Below are 16029 nucleotides of genomic sequence, written 5' to 3' on the forward strand. Positions count from 1 at the left end.
GGGGACAGGATGGCATGGGGTCGATCAGCATCGCGGCAGATGACGGCATGGGCGGACGCAAGCGCGTACCGCTCTATCGCCAGCTCTATTTCCAGGTTGTCGTGGCGATTTTGCTCGGCGCGCTGTTGGGGCATTTCTATCCCGATGCCGGCGAGGCGCTGAAGCCGCTGGGCGACGGCTTCATCAAGCTGGTGAAGATGATCATCGCGCCGGTGATCTTCCTGACGGTCGCAACCGGCATCGCCAGCATGAAGGACATGTCCTCAATCGGCAGCGTCGCCGCCAAGGCCTTCATCTATTTCCTGACCTTTTCGACGCTGGCGCTCATCGTCGGCCTGGCGGTCGCCAACATCGTGCAGCCCGGCGCCGGCCTCAACATCGATCCCGCCGCGCTGGATACCACCGCAGTCGCGACCTACGCGCACACCGCCGAGGAACAATCGCTCGCCGGCTTCCTGCTCAACATCATTCCGACGACGCTGTTCAGCGCGATGACCGACGGCGAAATCCTGCAGGTCCTGCTCGTCGCGATCCTTTCGGGCGTCGCAATCTTCACGACGCGCCCCAAAAGCGACTTGGTGCTCGATCTGCTGACGTCGTTCAGCGAAGTGATCTTCAAGCTTGTTCACATGCTGATGAAGTTCGCGCCGATCGGCGCGTTCGGCGCGATCGCCTTCACCATCGGCAAGTTCGGGATCGGGTCACTCGCCAGCCTCGCGACGCTCGTCGCGACCTTCTACCTCACCTCGCTGCTGTTCGTGGTCGTCGTGCTCGGGTTGGTCGCACGCTTCACCGGCTTTTCGATCTTCGCGCTGATCCGCTATCTCCGCGAAGAGCTGCTGCTGGTGCTGGGGACCTCGTCATCCGAAGCGGCGCTGCCGAGCCTGATGGAAAAGCTCGAAGTCGCCGGCTGCCGCAAGACGGTGGTCGGACTCGTCGTGCCGACCGGCTATTCGTTCAACCTCGACGGTACCAACATTTACATGACGCTCGCCGCGCTGTTCATTGCGCAGGCGACGGGCATCCACCTGTCGCTCGGCGAGCAGCTCGCGCTCGTCCTTGTCGCGATGATCAGTTCGAAGGGCGCGGCCGGGGTGACCGGCGCGGGCTTCGTGATCCTAGCCGCGACGCTCTCGGTCGTCCCGTCGGTTCCCGTTGCGGGTATGGCGCTGATCCTCGGGATCGACCGCTTCATGAGCGAATGCCGGGCGCTGACCAACTTCATCGGCAATGCGGTGGCGACGATCGTCGTCGCCAAATGGGAAAAGGCGCTCGATACCGATCGGTTGGCCGCGGCGATGGCCGGCACGCCAATGGCGCTGCCGAGCGAGGATAGCGAGCGCCACGAACGCTCCGGCCCACACAGCCTTGCGATGAGCAAAGCAGGAGAAAGCGCATGATCTCGCGGCGGTCCATCCTTGCCGTCGGCGCGGCGCTCGCAGGTGTCGTCGGCGCCGCCAAATCAGCGCCGGCGCTTGCCTTTGCGGTCGAAGAAATTCCGCTCTGGCCCGGCAAACCGCCGGGGGGCAACGGCCCCAGCGGCCCCGAAAAGATCGGCGGCGCGGGGACCGGCTATGGCGCGGTATCGAATATCGCGACCCCGCGGCTGCGCGTCTACCGGCCCAATATCGCCAACGGCCGCGCGGTCATCGTCTGCGGTGGCGGCGGCTATTTCCGTATCCAGCTGTGGAAGGAAAGCACGCCCGCGGCGAAATGGCTCCAGCTGCACGGCTATACCGTGTTCGAGTTGATCTATCGCCTTCCGCGCGACGGCTGGGACGCGAGCGCGCCCTTCGCCGACGCGCAGCGAGCGATGAAGATCGTGCGCACGCGCGCCGCCGATTTCGGCATCGCGCCCGACCGCATCGGAATCATGGGCATGTCGGCGGGCGGGCACCTGGCAGGCTTCACGGCGCTGCGGCCCGACCAGAAATTCTACGACGGCACCGATCGTTTCGAAAACGCCCCGGCACGCCCCGACTTCGCGGCGCTGCTGTTCCCGGTGGTGCAGTTGCGCAAGCCGTTCGACACGACGCGGACGCGGCGCGAGATTATCGGCGAGCATCCGACCAAAGCCGCCGAAGACGCCTGGTCGCTCGATACGCTGGCGAACAGCGACGCGCCGCCGATGATCCTATTTTCGGCATCCGACGATCCGATCGCACCGCCCGGCCATAATCTGTCACTGTTCCAAGCGCTGCTCGCCAAGGGCGCGAAGGCCGAGCTGCACATTTTCGAGGAGGGCGGCCACGGATGGGGTCTCGGCACGCCCGACCAGATCCTAAGCCAATGGCCCGATCTGTTCGAAGCCTGGATGACCAGGCGGCCATTCGATCGATGAATACAGACAACAGGGGAAGGGAAATATCCATGCGTGCAATCACCATCGCAAAGCTGGCGCTACTCTGCGGACCGAGCTTGCTTGCGGCGACCGTCGCACAGGCACAGGAACCGCTCGCCGCCGAAACCGCGGCGGACCAGAGCGCGGACCAGCCGGCACCGCCCGCAGACGCGAATGAGGCGATCGTCGTTACCGGGTCGCAGATTCAGGGTGCGAAGATCAACGACGTCCTGCCCGTCACCGTGCTCGACGAAACGGCGATCGAAAACACCGGGGCGTCGTCGGGCGACGAGCTGTTCCGGGCGATCCCGCAGGCCGGCACCGTCGCGTTCAACGAACAGAATTCGTCGACCGTCAACAATGTCCGCGGCGACGTCGGCTCGATCAACCTGCGCGACCTCGGCACCGGCAACACGCTTCTGCTGATCAACGGCCGCCGGATGACGCTTCACCCCGGCTTTCAGACCGAACTGCTCGTGCCGGTGGTGAGCTCCGACACCAATGAAATCGCGCCCGGCAGCGTCAAGCGGCTCGAGGTGCTGCGCGACGGCGCGTCGGCGATCTATGGCGCGGACGCGGTAGCGGGCGTGATCAACACCGTCCTCAAGGGCGACATGAAGGGCGGCTTCCTTGAAGGCGACTGGCGCGCCTCCGACGGCACCAGCCTCTACAGCTACCAGATTTCCGGCGGCTATGGTTTCGACTTCGGCGGCGGACGCGGCAACCTGACCGTCTATGGCGGCTATTTCTATGAAAACGGGCTGTCGAATGCCGCACGCGACTATGCCGCGGACGATAATCGCCTGCCGCTGGTCGAAGGCACCGATTTCGAAGGCGACGCATCGTTCAACAATCGCAATACCTTCGGTCCGTTTGGGCAGTTTGATATTCAGGGCTCGTCGCCGTCGAGCCGGACGCCGATCGGCGACGATGATTTCTATCTCCAGCCGTCTAGCTTTCCCGGTTGCAAGCTGAGCTTCGGCGACGGTCTCTGCGCCCGCAACGGCACGACGCCGACCACGGACGTCCGCTACAATACGATCTACGGCAACAGCCTGATCAGCCAGAAGCGTCGCTACAATGCGATGGCGCTGCTGAGCTACGAGCTCAGTAACAATGTCGAGGCCTATTTCGAAGGCAGCTTCTACCGGTCGGAAAACAACCGCCAGCTCGATGCTTCGGCCATCCTGAGCGCGGTGCCGGTCGGCATTTCGAAAAATGCCTATTGGAACCCGTTCGGCCCGGTCGGCAGTCCCAACCGCCTGCCCGGCACCACCATCGCCGCGAGCGGTGTGGACGTCATCATGGAGCGCTATCGCTTCGTCGATGTCGGCAATCGCGACGTGTCGGTCGACAAGAATGTCTATCGCCTCGTCGGCGGCCTGAGGGGCAATATCGGCGCGTGGGACTTCGACACCGGCTTCGTTTATTCCGAAGCGAAGCTCAACGACCTGACGCGCAACCGTGTGTCGCTCACGCTGATGCAGAACCAGATCAACCTGACGACCCCTGACGCCTATAATCCGTTCAACGGCGGCTGCGTCACCTCCGATCCCGGCATCGGCGACTGCACCCCCAACCCGGCCTCTTCGATCGATCCCTTCCGTATCGACGTCTACCGCAAGGGCGGTACCAGCCTCGCGCTCGGCGACTTCAAGATCAGCCGCAACGACCTCCTGTCGCTGCCGGGCGGCGATCTGGGTATCGCCGCAGGCGTCGAATGGCGCCGCGAAACCTTTTACGATGACCGCGATCCGCGGCTCGACGGGACGATCACCTTCACCGACAGCGTGACCGGCGATGTCAATGGCAGTGACGTTGCGGGCACCAGCCCCTCGCCCGATACCAGCGGCTCGCGCGAAGTCTATTCGGCCTTCGCCGAACTTCTCGTGCCGATCGTCAGCCCGGAAATGAATATCCCGCTGATCAACCGCTTCGATGTCCAGCTCGCCGGCCGCGTCGAGCATTTCAAGGATATCGACGCAACAGCCGCGGTGCCGCGCATCGCCGCATCCTGGTCGGTCTTTCCCGGCGTGACCTTCCGCGGCGCCTGGTCGCGCGGTTTCCGCGCGCCCAATCTGGTGCAGGTCAATGACGCCGGAACGACGCGGTCGAACACGCGCGACGATTTCGTCCTGTGCCAGGCGCAGCTCGAAAAGGGGCTGATCTCCAGCCTCGGTTCCTGCGCCGGCGCGGGCACGATCAGCTATCGTTCGGGAACCGAGAACCTTAAGCCCGAGGACAGCACCAGCATCAACCTGGGTATCGTGCTCGAACCGCGCTTCATTCCGGGGCTGACGCTGACTGCCGATTATTGGCGCGTCAAGCAGACCGGATTGGTCGGCACCTTCGGCGATGACAATGCCATCGCGCTCGACCTGCTGCGCCGCCTGAACGGTAGCAGCAACCCCAACGTGATCCGCGCCGATCCGACCGCGGAGGACATTGCGCTGTTCACCGGCACCAGCCTCGCCCCCGCGGGCAAGATCACCCAGGTGCTCGACCCCTATCTCAACCTCGACAGCCGCGTCTCGAAGGGGTGGGACTTCGGCCTGTTCTACAAGGTGCCTGATTTCGGCATGGGAAAATTCCGCCTGAGCCTCAACGTCGCGCACCTGATGAGCTTCGTCCAGTCGGCGGGTCCCGACGGTCAGGAAATCATCGACGGCATCGCCTCGGGCGTCCTGCCGCTCGACGTTACTGTCGGCGGTCTGGGCGAACTGGTCGAGATCGAGGGCCGGCCGAAATGGCGCGCGACCGGCGCGATCAACTGGGGAAGCGGCCCGGTCGATATCGGCCTGTTCGGCCAATATACGGGCAAGGTTTACGACACGAGCGTGATCCGCGACGTGCTGATCGATTCCGACGACCCGAACGCAAACTATTACCCGGTGCACGACCAGTTTACGCTGAACCTCTCGATCGCCTACACGATCAAGAATGACACCCCGCTCGACGGCACCCGCTTGCGCTTCGCGATCAACAATCTGTTCAACGAAGATCCGCCACTTGCTGACGAGGATTATGGCTTCTTCAGCAATCTCTACACCGCGCGCGGCCGCGTGTTCCATGTCGAGTTGCGCAAGAAGTTCTAGCGCAATGCGGCTGTCCAGCGCCCTGGCGCAGCGCGTCGCGCTTGCGCTGGTCATCGGAGGGACGGGGGCGTGCAGCGGCACACCCCCGCTTCCCCCGTCCCTCGCCGCCGCGCCGGTCGAGCGCGGTTCGGGGTGCGCGACAAGCACGGTACGGATCGACTTCGATTTCGACGAAGCGCCCGCATCGCGCTGCGTCATCCGGGGCGAGCGGTCGTTCGCGATATTGATCGGCCCCGAACATGCGCCACCAATCAACCCGAGCCCTTGGTACGCCTTTCGCTACCAGGCGAGCGGGTCGGCCGATATTTCCGTCGAACTCGACTATCTTGGCGCGGCGCATCGCTATGCACCCAAATTGACCGCAGGCGGCACCGTCGCGCCCCTGTCCGCCAGCGTTGCGGCGGACGGGATGAGCGCCACGCTCTCGCTGCCCGCCGGCGAAGGGATCGTCAGTGGGCAGGAATTGTTCGGCAGCGTCCGCTATGATGCGTTGCTCGACCGGCTTGCGGCGCTTCCCGCAGCCGAGCGGCTGACACTCGGCACGTCGCTCGACGGTCGGCCGCTGTCGGCGATCCGCATCGGCGACGCCAAGGCGCCGCGGCTCGTCGTCCTGATCGGACGCGCCCATCCGCCCGAAATTACCGGCGCGCTCGCAATGGATGCCTTTTTGCGCGCGCTCGCGGACGAGATCGCCGCGGGGCGCGTCGACACCGCAGCGACACAATTCCTTATCCTGCCCCTGCTGAACCCCGACGGCGTCGCGCGGGGTCACTGGCGCGCGAACCGCGGCGGCGTCGATCTCAATCGCGACTGGGGCATCTTTTCGCAGCCCGAAACGCGCGCGGTCAAAACCTGGCTCGATCGCCTGCCCGCAGGCGTGCGCCCGGTCGCCATGGTCGATTTCCATTCGACGCAGCACAGCCTCTTCTATGTGCAGGGCGCCGACGAAACGACGCCCGCGGAGGAGGCGTTCCTAGTGGCATGGCTTGGCGGGAAGGAGAAGGCGCTGCCCGGCTATCCCTTCACGATCGAGCGCCGCAATGCCAACCCCGGCTCGGGCACGTCGAAAAACTGGTTTCACGCGACTTATGGCATCCCCGCCTACACCTACGAAGCCGGCGACGAAGCCGACCGCGCCGGAATCGATGCTGCCGCAGAGAAACTCGCACGCGCCTTTCTGGCCGCGCTTCCGCTCCTCGCTCGATAATCTTCCGGCCGCCGGACGCCGAAAGGCCGGCCCGCATCGGCGGGCCGGCCTCGGCAACCGGGAACTGACGCTGGTAATCAGCCCTTGGTTGCGGCCTTCTTTTCGGCCTTTTTCATCTTGTGCGCGTGGTGCGTCGCCTTCTTGGCGGGCTTCGACGTCGCCGCCTTGGTCGGCGTCGCGTCGGCAGCGAAGGCCGAGCCGCTCACCATGGCGAGCGAAAGGACGGCGGCGGCAGCGAGTTTGCTATAGTTACGCATAAGACTTCCACTCCTTGACAGTTCAACCGCCCAAATCGGGGGCTGTCAGGGCGGCCGGTCCGTTCCAGGGACGGAGGAAACGGTTCGGATCGGCCTGCCCGACGACCGATCAATAGACCCGGGCCCCTGCCCGGCCGATGGCGGCGGGATTACAAGTTGGTCATCTGTCGGCGCGCTCAAACCGCGGCGAGCGTCCGCTTGGCGAGCAGCGCCCGCTGTTCGCCCGCCGGGCGAAAGGCGAAATCATACGGCAGACCCAGCCGCTCGCTCGCCTGGCAGACCGGCGCGCTGCGATCGACATGGCGGTCGGCAAGGCGCCCGGCCACCTTGAGCGCGAGCCGGTCGAAGCGCGTCAAATCATAGGAACGCCCGAGTTCGAGCCGCGCCCGGATATGCGGCGGCAGCAGCGACACCGACGCGCGGGCGATCGCACGGTGCAGCAGACGGGGCACGCCCGGCGCGGCGCGGCCGGACTGGATGATGTCGAGAAATTCGAAAAGGATCGGATGGGGTTCGAAGCGCGCCTCGAGCCGCGCCATCATGTCCATGAAGTCGGCGATCGTCGGCGGCGTATGCAGCGCGCCGAACGCCCGTCCGATCACCGCGCCGTCGCTCATGAAGCGATCCTTGTCGGCATCGCTCACCGGGCGCACGAAGCGATCATAGGCGGTCAGAAAGCCATAGGCCGCGGTCGCCGCTACCCAGTCGAGCAGCACCGGGTCGAGCGCCCGATACGCCTCCCCCGCCGGCGTCTGCCCCTTCACCGCGCCATGCATCCGGTTGACCTTGCCGATCACCTCGCGCGCGACGCTTGCGGGGCCATAGCAGGCGAGCATCGCCACCAGCCCGGTGCGCCGCGACCGGCCGATCGGATCGGCCTTGTAGGTGGAATGATCCCACACCCCCGACCGGATGCGCGGTTCGGCGAATTCGAGCAGAACCGCCGCGATCCCGCCGATACCCAGCGCGATCGGGTTTTTGTAGACGCGCCACTGGACGCTGTCGGGTGCAAGCAGGGCCGCTTCGCCGACGGGAGAGGAAAAGTCGATTATCGTGCCCAGATAATTTTCCTGCATGCCTTGCCTGCACCCTTCTCGCGAGCTCAGAAATCGAAGCCCAGCGTCAACCCATAGGTTCGCGGCGGATTGGGAAAACGCACGACCACATTGGCGTTGCTCGCCACCGCCGACCAATAATATTTGTCGAACAGGTTCTTGGCCCACAGCTGAACCGACCAGCCCGCATCGCTCTTCAGGCCCAGGCTTGCATTGACCGTGCCATAGGCATCGATCTTGTAGAGCGGCAGATCCTCGAAGATCGTGTTCGACTTGCTCTGATAGCGCGCACTGACGGCGCCGGTCAGGCTGAGACTGTCGCTGACCGGCGTATTATAGGCCAGCGTGACGCTGCCCTGAAAACGCGGGCTATATATGAATTCGGCGCCGTCGAAATTCTGCGACTGGCCGGCCGCATTGGTGCCGACATAGCCGTTGATCCGCGTCTTGAGCCACAAGGCGTTTGTCGACAGCGACACGCCCGGCGCGGGCCGCACGATCAGCTCGCCCTCGACGCCATAGGCCTTCGACTTGGGCACATTGTCGAGACGCGACAGCGCGGTGTAGATCGGATCGGCGAAATAGGTGCTGATCTGCTTGTCGGCATAGTCGTAGTAGAAGGCAGAAACATTGGCCTGCACCATGCGGTCGGCGAGCGTCGCCTTCAGCCCGACTTCATAAGCGGTGAGCTTTTCCTGCTTTACCGGCGCATTCTGACGCGCGAGATTTGCGGCGTTGATCGGCGTCGTGCCCGATTTATAGCCGCGCGAGACCGACGCATAGAGCAGCGTGTCGGGGCTGGGCGACCAGTCGAGCGCGAGGCGCCACGCGAGATTATTCTCCTTGAGAAGCGAACTGACCTCGCCGAACGTGCCTGACGCCGGATCAAAGGTGTTGCACTGTCCCTGCGTGATCGGATCGGCGAGCACGCCATAGGTCTGGAGGTACAGCGCGCGGTTTACGACATTGACGTTGGGCAGCATATTGCCGTTGAAGTCCCGCGAGCAGCCGTTGTAGCGTTGCTTGTCCTCGGTATAGCGCAGCCCGGTCGTCAGCTTGAGCTGGTCCGACAATTGCCAGTCGGCATTGGCAAAGATGCTCCATGTCTTCGTGCGGATGCGCCCGAAATCTTCATAGGTGCGGAACGCCTGCGCAAGATCGGTCGCGGTATAACCGTCCGAATTGAAAATCGGACTCGCCAGAAGCGGTACGCCCGCCGCGCGGATCAGCCCGACATTGGCGTTCTGACCCAGCAGGGTGCGGTTCGAATCGATGATCCGGTCATTGGCGTAATAGGCACCGACGAGCCAGTTCACCGCACCCGATTCGCCTTCGACGTGCAGATCTTGCGCAAAGCTCTTGATCCGCCCCACGGTATTCTGAAGCAGGATTTCAAAGGGCGCGCCGCTCCAGTCGGACAGTGCGTTGCGTTTGAAATCATTGTAGCTGGTCAGCGACACCAGTTTGACGCCGTCGCTGATATCCTGGTCCCAGCGCAGCTTCAGACCCCAGAAGCGATTATCCTCGCGCAGCGGGCCGTCGAGGCCCAGCCCGGTGCCGATATCCGCCGAACGCGCCGCCTCGGGCGCCCAGTCGGCCTGCGTTGCCCTGGTCGGCGCGTTGCCCGCGATATAGTTCGCAAGCCCCGCGGCGTTGAAGAAGCGCGAATTGCTCGTCCCTGTCACCGGATCGGTCGCCGGCGTGAAGCCGATCCCCTGCCCCGCAACGGTATCGGACTTGTTGCGCCACCAGGTCACCGACAGGTCGAAATGGGTGCCCGGACCGGGATCGATCGCCAGCGAACCGCGGATGCCCAGCTTGTCGACTTCCCCGAGCCGCTCGCCGCGCGTGTTGCTGACCTGCCAGCCCTTGTCGCTGTTCTCGCTACGGAACGCGATGCGCGCCGCTATACCGTTGGCGAGCGGGCCCGACAGGTGGCCGCCGATATTCCAGGTCTGATAATTGCCGAGATCGGCGCTGATGCTGCCTTCGAAGCTGTCGGTCGGCTTCGCGGTGATGAAGTTGATCAGGCCGGCGGTGGTGTTGCGGCCATAGAGCGTGCCTTGCGGCCCTTTCAAGACCTCGACCCGTTCCAGATCCATGATCGGCCCGGTGTTCATGATCGGATAGGCGTAGGCGACTTCGTCGACATAGGTGCCGACGGTCGAGGTCGACGACAGGTTGATCGTGTTGAAGCCGATGCCGCGCAGCGTATAGGTCGGTACGCCCTGATAGCTTTGCGAAACGGTGAAGCTGGGAGCGACGGCGGTCAGGTCGCGTACGTCGGTGACCCGCAGATCCTCCAGCGTCTGTCCGTCGACCGCCTGGATCGCCATGCCGACATCATTGATCGATTCGGCGCGGCGCTGTGCCGTGACGATGATCTCGCCCTCGGCCGGCTGCGCCTTGTCGGCCGCTTCGGCGGCGGCATCGGCGGCGAAGGCCGGTGCGGCGCAGGCGAAGCTTGCGGCCGAACCGGCAAGCAGGAACAAGCGAAAAGCCTTCATGTCATCCTCCCTCAAGCGGCCGCGGCGTCCCCGTCGTTGATCGCGGGTGGCGCGCAGTCCGAACGCCCGCAGAGGATATAATTGCGGGCCGCCCGACAAGCTGGCATCTGTGTCAGTATGCGGGTTCGGAAAGAGGCGGCGTGACGGATTATCGGACAGTTTGCTGGCAACAGCTTCCGGCGTTGATCGAGGCGGTGCAGGCGGCGGGTGACGCAATCGGCCTGCCCTTCATCGCAGCGCAAGCCGATCTTGGCGATCCCGATCCGATGGCCGACGAACAGGGCCGTCCCTATGCCGAAACCAGCTTCAAATGGTATGATCCGACGCATCGATACTGGCGCGATCGCAAGCTGGCGCTGCACGTCGCCTTCCTCACCGCCGCGCGCCTGACCGCCGAACCCTTTTTCTACAGCGACGGGCGCTTGCAGACGTGGCGGGCCACCGGCCTGCTCGACGCCGTCGATTGCGAGCAGGCGAAGAACAGTCCGCTGTTCGGCGAAGCGATCGTTGCGCCGGTGCATCTGCCGCGCGGACTTGTCGGCGCCGTGTTCTGGTGCTCGCGCGAGCCGGTGGGCGTCGACGATATTTTCGCTGACCATGCCGACCGTCTGCACAGCCTGGCGCTTCGCCTCGTCGCCACGCACAATGAAGCGCGCGGACGGCCGCGCAACGCAACCGTGCCGCAGACGCTGACCCGGCGCGAGGTGCAGTGCCTGCGCTGGGCCGCGGCGGGCAAGACCGACGGGGAAATCGGCATCATCCTGTCATTGTCGGTATCGACGGTGCGCTTTCACCTGCGCAACGCCGCCGCGAAACTCGGCGCAACGGGCCGCGCCCAGTCGATCCAGCTCGCTGCGGGTCTGGGCTTCGTCGGCGCCAGCGCGGTCTGATTCCGGGACCGCGGCTGACCGCATGCCCGCTGCGGGCTTGCAGGCACCCTTGTCAAAAATCGCCCTCCCGCCTATCGCTCGCGCGTGCCTCCCCGGCCCGCGACCAGCGCGCGCCGCCACCGAAGATTGCGTCCGCTGAACCCTGTTCAAGCCACTCCCTACGTCGAACAGCTCAGCATCGGGGCGGGACGCCGGCTGTTCGCGATCGGCCTCGCTGTCCTGATTCCGGCGCTGCTGCTCCTGCTGCTGCTCACCACCGGTCTGGGATCGCTGCCCGACAAGCAGCAGGAACGCATCACCATGGTGAGCCTGGAGGCCAGCGAAGCCGCCGAGCAAGCTCCCGAACACGCCAGCAAGGCGCCCGAACGGCACGAGGAGGCCCCGACACCGCCGGTAACGAGCACCCCCGTTCCGGCGCCACCGCCCACCCCCCTGCCGCCACAAGCCCCGCAGCCCACGACGCCCCCGCAACCACCGGCGCCGCCAGCCACCCCGCCGACGAAACGCATCGGCGTCCGCCTTAACAGCGGGCAGTCCTATGGCCCGGCCGACAGCGGCGGGTCGGCGGCATCGCGCGACACGCCGCGCGTGGGGAGCGCGCCGAACGGCGAGCCGCTTTATGCCGCGGCATGGTATCGCGAACCGAGCCGCGACGAACTGCGCGGCTATCTGTCCACCGCCAGCGGGCCGGGATGGGGGCTAATCGCCTGTCGCACCGCCCCCGAATTCCGCGTCGAGGATTGCGTCGGGCTCGACGAATATCCGCAAGGATCGCAGATCAACCGCGCGGTGCTGGCGGCGGCGTGGCAATTCCGCGTGCGCCCGCCGCGGGTCGGCGGGCGCTCGATGGTCGGGGCCTGGGTCCGGATCAGGATCGATTACGGCATCGAACGACCTTAGGGGCTGGCCCCATAAATCAGGCGAGCGGTTCGCCCGAAATGGTGATGCGGTGCATCAGGCGGCGATGGCCGTGATAATCGTTCATCGCATAATGCCAGGTCGACCGGTTGTCCCAGATTGCCAGCGATCCGGGCGCCCATTGGACGCGGCAATGAAACTGCTCCTGCATCGCGACCTGATAGAGATAGGTGAGCAGCGGCACGCTCTCCTCGCGCGTCCAGCCGTCGAAATGCAGTGTGAAGGCCGGATTGACGTACAGGATCTCGCGCCCGCTTTGCGGGTGCCGGATCACCACCGGATGCACCGCGCGCGTTCGTTCCTCATGCCCCTTCAGGTCGACACCCTGATCGGTCTTCGAATAGAGGCCATCGGCGCTGTAGATATGGTCGGCCGAGTGGACGGCGCGAAGCGTCCGCAACATGTCCTTCAGGCCCGGTGACAACGAATCGAAAGCCGCGCCCATGCCCGCGAACAATGTATCGCCGCCGCTGGGCGGAGTTTCGCGGGCGAGCAGGATGGAGCCCATTGCGGGGATCTGGTCATAGCTGTGATCGGTGTGCTACCCGCCGCCGATATTGGTCTGCTGGCTTTCCGACTTGCGGACCTCCGCAATTTCCGGGTGCCCGCCATTTGCAGGGAAATATTTGTTGATGTCGATCTCGCCCCAGCGGCGGGCGAAAGCGATATGCTGTTCGGGGGTGAGCGTCTGATCGCGCACGAAGAGGACGCCGTGCTCGGCGACGGCCTGCCGCAGAAGCCCGATATCCTGCTCGTCGAGATGGTTCAAATCGAGCCCGGTCGCTTCGACACCGACGTGCGGCGACAGGGGGTGCATCTGTATCGACGTCATGGAACTCTCCCGCATTATCCCGGCGACGATAGCGCAAACGCTGGCATCCAAATGCTACCTACGTTACAATTCCTCATGACGATCGGCGATCAGCTCCGGCAATGCAGATGGTTTTGCCGCTGCGATCCTGCGGTGCAGCAGGCGATCGCCGCCGATGGCCGGCTGGCAACGCTCGCGCGCGGGCAATGGGTCTATGGCGAAGGGGACATGGCGACCGGCATCGTCATCACGCTCGACGGGATGCTGCGCCTCGAAGCCGCGGCGGGGGAAAAGACCGTGCTGGTCGGCATCGCCCGCGCCGGTGACGCCTTCGGTCAGTCGCGCCAGATGGGCGGCGGTCCGCGTATCGTGACCGCGATCGCCAGCCGGCCGAGCCACATCCTGACGATCAGCGACACGATGCTCGACCGGATCGGGCATCGCCTCCCCGCGCTCTGGAAGGCGACGAGCGAACTGGTGTACGGGCAACTCGACGCCAGCGTGCACGGACTGGCGCAGATGCTGTCGCTGAGGCCCCGCGGACGCATCGCCGCGCGGCTCCTGACCTTCGCGCGTGACGCCGAGGTACCGCTCAGCCAATCGGATCTGGCCGAACTCTGCGGCCTGTCGCGCAAGGTCGTGAGCGCCCATCTTGCCGCGCTCGAGCAAGCGGGCGCGATCCGGCGCGGCTATCGCACCATCCACCTGCGCGACATGGCTCAGTTGAGCCGCCTGGCAGGCGACGCGGATGGGTTCGTCAAGGCGATGGAACGCAGCGGCATCGCGCATCGCGTTTCGGCATCCGACGATAGCATCCTGCTCGCGGCCGGCCCCTGACCCCAAGATACTGACCCTAGTCGTCGGCCAGCCCCAGGAAGCCGGGAGACAGGAACAGCGGCAGGAAGCGGGTGACGAGATCGCGCATCGCATCATCCTTCTGGCCCAGCATATCGCGTAAATAGGGGCCGATCACGGCATCGCCGAACGCGCTGACCGCGACCATCAACACTGCGGCGCGGACGCGCTCGCGCGCGGCGGCATCCTTCGACTGACCGACGATCGCGGTGACGAGCGCACCGACCGCTTCGCGGATCGGCTCGAGGCGGCCGACATCGCCCGACAGAACGATCCACGCCGCGAGCGGCCCGGCGCCGCCCTTGTCGAAGGCATCGAAGACGTGATCGGCAATCGTGCGCGGCGCCGCATCGTCGGTTTCCAGCAGGTCGACGACATTATCCAGCGCGCCCGTCAGATCCTGGATCATCGATCCCATCAGCGCCGATTGCAGACCCGCCGCCGAGCCGAAATGATGCAGCACATTGGCGTGCGACATGCCGATTGCTTCGCCGACGTTGGCAAGCGTCACGGCACCCGGACCGCCGTCGAGCAGCAGACGACGCGCCGCGGCCAGCCCCTCTTCGCGTACCTCCGCGCCCGATCGCTTGCGGCGTTTGGGGGCGGGCCGCGCCATCTTGTACATTCGCGCCATCGCTCTTTCCTCCACCTGCGGTCCACATGGCCTTAGACCAATGTACGCAAGCGAAACAGCCTTCCGATCGGCTTCCGAAAAAGCCGTTCTGAAACAGGATAGTAGCATCTCTTGCGAATGGCGAATATTTGCATTATAAACATTGATGTTAATGTTGATGATTCGCAGGAGTTGTTCATGACCCTCGACACGCCCACGCCTCCAGATCTCCGGATCGAGAAGCGCGACATGAAGTTCGGCCGCGAGCAGGCCCCGCCGCGCTGGTGGCACAGCGGCGACCCCGGTCGCACCGCCTTTTTCAACGCGCTGTCGTCCACCTTCCCTGTCGGCGAGAAATTCTTCATGACATCGGTCCGGCAGTATCGCGAAGGCACGCCGCAGCCGCTGCGCGGCCAGATCGACGATTTCATCTATCAGGAATCGATGCATTCGCGCGAACATGTCGTCTTCAATCGCCAGGCCGAAGATGTCGGCTACGACATCGCCCCGCTCGAAGAACGCGCGCGCCGGACGATCGCATGGGCCAAACGGCGCCCGCCGATCCAGCAATTGGCGGCAACCTGCGCACTCGAACATTTTACCGCGACGCTGGCGCATGACGCGCTCGCGAATCCCGGGCATCTCGGCGGCGCGAGCGAGGAAGCGCGGCGTTTGTGGCGGTGGCACGCGATCGAGGAAATCGAACATAAGGCGGTCGCCTACGACACCTATCTTCATGCGACGCGTGACATGATGCCGCTGCGGCGCTGGTTGAAGCGCTGCGCCGTCATGGGCGTTACGACTTTGCGCTTTCACTATGTGATTTTCCGCAATACCGCAGATTTGTTGCGGCAGGACGGTCGCAACGACTGGACGACGTGGCGGCACTTGCTCGCCTATCTCTATGGAAGGCACGGCCTGATGCGGCATCTGCTCAAAGGTGTGGTTGGCTATATGCGGCCGGGCTTTCATCCCTGGCAGCACGACGACCGCCCCCTCCTGGCCGAAGCGCTCGCTTTGCTGAACGCGCCCGCGAGCCGGGAGCAGGCGGCATGAGCCGCCGCGCGACCGCGATGGGCCTCGCTGCCGCCGCCGCCCTTGCCCCCGCAAGCGCCATGGCCGCCGATCCCGTTGGGCTGTGGGCGACGGGCAGCGAAGGCGGACGGGTCGAAATCTATCGCTGCGGCGCGGCGCTATGCGGCAAGGTGGTCGATGCAAAGCGGCTGCGCGCCAATCCCGATCTGCGCGATGTGCGGAACGGCGATCCCAAGCTACGCCAGCGCCGGCTGATGGGACTGATCGTGCTCCAGAATTTCAAGGGGGGCCCGTCGGAATGGAAAGGCGGGCCTGTGTACGACCCCGAAACGGGCGACGGGGCATCGCGCGGCGAACTGCGACTGCTCGGCAACGGCAAGCTGGAAGTAAAGGGCTGCCTCGCCTTTTTCTGTCGAACCAAGACATGGACGCGGCTTAACTAGCG

The 16029-nt window shown here is 64.9% G+C and carries 13 protein-coding genes and 1 pseudogene; 9 read left to right on the plus strand and 5 right to left on the minus strand.

The window, feature by feature from the left end; all coding sequences use genetic code 11:
* Window positions 1-14: 14 nt before the first annotated feature.
* Genes EBMC1_RS02270 through EBMC1_RS02285 form a run of 4 tightly spaced genes read left to right on the plus strand, consistent with a single transcriptional unit; the run spans window position 15 to window position 6643 of the window.
* Window positions 15-1400, plus strand: coding sequence for a dicarboxylate/amino acid:cation symporter (locus EBMC1_RS02270; protein ID WP_003039910.1), 1386 nt, complete (start codon window positions 15-17; stop codon window positions 1398-1400).
* Window positions 1397-2341 (plus strand): alpha/beta hydrolase, encoded by a 945-nt coding sequence (locus EBMC1_RS02275; protein ID WP_003039912.1) that lies wholly within the window; start codon window positions 1397-1399, stop codon window positions 2339-2341. Before EBMC1_RS02270 ends, EBMC1_RS02275 begins: the two co-directional genes overlap by 4 nt.
* 29 nt (window positions 2342-2370) lie before the next feature.
* On the plus strand, window positions 2371-5436 hold the full coding sequence (locus EBMC1_RS02280; RefSeq protein ID WP_003039915.1) for a TonB-dependent receptor domain-containing protein: 3066 nt from the start codon (window positions 2371-2373) through the stop codon (window positions 5434-5436).
* 4 nt (window positions 5437-5440) lie between these two features.
* Window positions 5441-6643: a M14 family metallopeptidase gene (locus EBMC1_RS02285; RefSeq protein ID WP_003039918.1), complete on the plus strand. Its 1203-nt coding sequence runs from the start codon at window positions 5441-5443 to the stop codon at window positions 6641-6643.
* Between the two features lie 77 nt (window positions 6644-6720).
* On the opposite strand, the gene EBMC1_RS02290 is transcribed toward EBMC1_RS02285, so the two are convergent.
* The 3 genes from EBMC1_RS02290 to EBMC1_RS02300 form a co-directional block, all read right to left on the minus strand.
* The gene (locus EBMC1_RS02290; protein ID WP_040589150.1) at window positions 6721-6900 is read right to left on the minus strand and encodes a hypothetical protein; all 180 of its coding nucleotides are present in this window, start codon (window positions 6898-6900) and stop codon (window positions 6721-6723) included.
* 176 nt (window positions 6901-7076) lie between these two features.
* Entirely contained in the window at window positions 7077-7976 is a 900-nt protein-coding gene (locus EBMC1_RS02295; RefSeq protein ID WP_003039921.1) for an oxygenase MpaB family protein, read from the minus strand.
* A 26-nt stretch (window positions 7977-8002) separates the two neighbouring features.
* On the minus strand, window positions 8003-10462 hold the full coding sequence (locus EBMC1_RS02300) for a TonB-dependent receptor (RefSeq protein ID WP_003039925.1): 2460 nt from the start codon (window positions 10460-10462) through the stop codon (window positions 8003-8005).
* Between the two features lie 140 nt (window positions 10463-10602).
* On the opposite strand from EBMC1_RS02300, the gene EBMC1_RS18910 reads away from it, so the two are divergent.
* A complete protein-coding gene (locus EBMC1_RS18910; protein ID WP_003039927.1) occupies window positions 10603-11352 on the plus strand; it encodes a helix-turn-helix transcriptional regulator in 750 nt (249 codons plus the stop codon).
* Window positions 11353-11436: 84 nt separating this feature from the next.
* Window positions 11437-12252: a hypothetical protein gene (locus EBMC1_RS02310; RefSeq protein WP_231292850.1), complete on the plus strand. Its 816-nt coding sequence runs from the start codon at window positions 11437-11439 to the stop codon at window positions 12250-12252.
* Between the two features lie 16 nt (window positions 12253-12268).
* Here EBMC1_RS02310 and EBMC1_RS02315 read toward each other — a convergent pair.
* Window positions 12269-13117, minus strand: a pseudogene (locus EBMC1_RS02315) (TauD/TfdA dioxygenase family protein).
* Window positions 13118-13177: 60 nt separating this feature from the next.
* On the opposite strand from EBMC1_RS02315, the gene EBMC1_RS02320 reads away from it, so the two are divergent.
* A complete protein-coding gene (locus EBMC1_RS02320) occupies window positions 13178-13918 on the plus strand; it encodes a Crp/Fnr family transcriptional regulator (protein WP_003039931.1) in 741 nt (246 codons plus the stop codon).
* 16 nt (window positions 13919-13934) lie between these two features.
* On the opposite strand, the gene EBMC1_RS02325 is transcribed toward EBMC1_RS02320, so the two are convergent.
* On the minus strand, window positions 13935-14570 hold the full coding sequence (locus EBMC1_RS02325) for a TetR/AcrR family transcriptional regulator (RefSeq protein WP_231292851.1): 636 nt from the start codon (window positions 14568-14570) through the stop codon (window positions 13935-13937).
* A gap of 177 nt (window positions 14571-14747) precedes the next feature.
* Here EBMC1_RS02325 and EBMC1_RS02330 point away from each other — a divergent pair, with 177 nt between their 5' ends.
* Together EBMC1_RS02330 and EBMC1_RS02335 are read left to right on the plus strand one after the other, a co-directional pair.
* Window positions 14748-15605: a metal-dependent hydrolase gene (locus EBMC1_RS02330; RefSeq protein WP_003039937.1), complete on the plus strand. Its 858-nt coding sequence runs from the start codon at window positions 14748-14750 to the stop codon at window positions 15603-15605.
* Complete coding sequence (locus EBMC1_RS02335) at window positions 15602-16027, plus strand: DUF2147 domain-containing protein (RefSeq protein WP_003039941.1); 426 nt, start codon at window positions 15602-15604, stop codon at window positions 16025-16027. Before EBMC1_RS02330 ends, EBMC1_RS02335 begins: the two co-directional genes overlap by 4 nt.
* Window positions 16028-16029: the final 2 nt, after the last annotated feature.

The sequence above is a fragment of the Sphingopyxis sp. MC1 genome (assembly GCF_000371385.1).
Taxonomy (GTDB): domain Bacteria; phylum Pseudomonadota; class Alphaproteobacteria; order Sphingomonadales; family Sphingomonadaceae; genus Sphingopyxis; species Sphingopyxis terrae.

Bases quoted from the DNA above. Each gene is read 5' to 3' on its own strand.
- EBMC1_RS02270 (WP_003039910.1), top strand. From the start codon at position 15: ATGGGGTCGATCAGCATCGCGGCAGATGACGGCATGGGCGGACGCAAG.
- EBMC1_RS02300 (WP_003039925.1), bottom strand. From the start codon at position 10,462: ATGAAGGCTTTTCGCTTGTTCCTGCTTGCCGGTTCGGCCGCAAGCTTC.
- EBMC1_RS02290 (WP_040589150.1), bottom strand. From the start codon at position 6,900: ATGCGTAACTATAGCAAACTCGCTGCCGCCGCCGTCCTTTCGCTCGCC.
- EBMC1_RS02335 (WP_003039941.1), top strand. From the start codon at position 15,602: ATGAGCCGCCGCGCGACCGCGATGGGCCTCGCTGCCGCCGCCGCCCTT.
- EBMC1_RS02275 (WP_003039912.1), top strand. From the start codon at position 1,397: ATGATCTCGCGGCGGTCCATCCTTGCCGTCGGCGCGGCGCTCGCAGGT.
- EBMC1_RS02295 (WP_003039921.1), bottom strand. From the start codon at position 7,976: ATGCAGGAAAATTATCTGGGCACGATAATCGACTTTTCCTCTCCCGTC.
- EBMC1_RS02325 (WP_231292851.1), bottom strand. From the start codon at position 14,570: ATGGCGCGAATGTACAAGATGGCGCGGCCCGCCCCCAAACGCCGCAAG.
- EBMC1_RS02320 (WP_003039931.1), top strand. From the start codon at position 13,178: ATGACGATCGGCGATCAGCTCCGGCAATGCAGATGGTTTTGCCGCTGC.
- EBMC1_RS02280 (WP_003039915.1), top strand. From the start codon at position 2,371: ATGCGTGCAATCACCATCGCAAAGCTGGCGCTACTCTGCGGACCGAGC.
- EBMC1_RS02285 (WP_003039918.1), top strand. From the start codon at position 5,441: ATGCGGCTGTCCAGCGCCCTGGCGCAGCGCGTCGCGCTTGCGCTGGTC.
- EBMC1_RS02330 (WP_003039937.1), top strand. From the start codon at position 14,748: ATGACCCTCGACACGCCCACGCCTCCAGATCTCCGGATCGAGAAGCGC.